Annotated in this window: 1 protein-coding gene; it reads right to left on the reverse strand. The window is 30.8% G+C overall.

Annotated features, from left to right (window positions below):
* Window positions 1-1,168: DEAD/DEAH box helicase family protein (locus tag SE27_RS14665; RefSeq protein ID WP_201772989.1), on the reverse strand; the 1,168-nt coding region annotated here is incomplete at its 3' end.
* Between the last annotated feature and the right edge of the window lie 301 nt (window positions 1,169-1,469).

A 1,469-nucleotide genomic window follows, 5' to 3' on the forward strand; every position in this document is an offset into this window, starting at 1 on the left:
TGTCCTGAATGCGTTTCTGAACTTCATTCATCCATTCTTCTTTTGTACAACTTGCAGCTTCAGGTAGATTCCCAACTAATAGGTTAATGTGTTCATTGTATTTTGTATTTCGAATACGACCACAAATTTGAGGTACAAGTACGTGAAAATCTACTTTCGTTGCATCACGTAGTCCATTAATAATGATGTAGGTTTGACCCTCTTCATCAAAGATATCTGCACCTTCAAAAGCAGTTGAAGTATAAAGATTAATCTTGGCAGGTGCCGAAGTGATGTCACTAATCTTTGCCCATTTCAAGCCCAGCTTACTATTGAATGTTTTCTGGTTTGAATTAGATTTTGAGCATACCACTCGAATGTCGTCAGGATTAAATAGGTTTTTACCTGTTTCTTTATCAACCAATGCTTTTAATTTGCTTAAGATAGATGCAATTTCAGTCACTGAGTTATAGAAAATATGAGCATTCCCCTCAATTGTTCCCATCAAATAGTCATAACATAATCCAAATAAAGCATTATTTATTCCTATGCCATGTTCTATCTTTTGAAGATTAAATTTTACTGGCCTAACATCTCCCCATTCGATTGTACATAGTGGTAAATTTTCTAGTGCTGAAGGAAAATATTCACGTTTTGTAGGGGTTGCTGTTAAGAAAACATATGAGCCAAATTTATTATAATTTTGAAGTACATACTCACAAGTAGCTGCCTTGAAGCTACCTAAGTTTACAAGTGTATGTGCCTCGTCAATTAGTAATTTGAATGCCTTAGGATTAAAGCCTGATGTTGTGAATAGTTTTGGTAATGAGTCAAAAGTACAAACAATTTTTTTAGGACTAGAACTATCTTTTAAGTATGCTGTTATTTCTTCTCTCTCTGTATCACCATATACACCAATTAAATCAACAATACCTTGATTGTCTGCTAATTTGGATTTAAGTAGGTTAATGTAAGGAACAAGAATCACATAATTTTGTGAATTACGAATAACTAATGTTGTACCACCACAACCTGTAATTTGTTTATTTACATAACAGTTATCTGGGAAATCCTTAATCAAATTTGAAAGTTTTTCTGAGCTATTACTAGCTGTAATTGTTATTGTATTTGCTTCAAAATCTTGGTCTATTTTTACTGCATTATTTATTACTAAATCTTGTAAATTCATTTATTCGATTACCTAAATAGGTCTTAATTTTTTAGTGTCATTTATATATTGAGAAGATGTAAAGTAGTGATGGCTATTACTTAATCCTATATTTACGATGTTATCAAAAGTTAAAATTAATTTCAACATTTTATTTCACACAAGTCCCTTTTCTGTTTTTAATAACTCTTTGATTTATAATAATCAGATATAAAAAAGTGTAAAATTAATTTCTACACTTTTTTAAGCATACGCCCCTTCTCTAAAAGAGAAAAGTGTAACGGCTTATACTTTATATATAATTTAACTTTTAGTCTAACTA

This window comes from Acinetobacter harbinensis (assembly GCF_000816495.1).
Taxonomy (GTDB): Bacteria; Pseudomonadota; Gammaproteobacteria; order Pseudomonadales; family Moraxellaceae; genus Acinetobacter; species Acinetobacter harbinensis.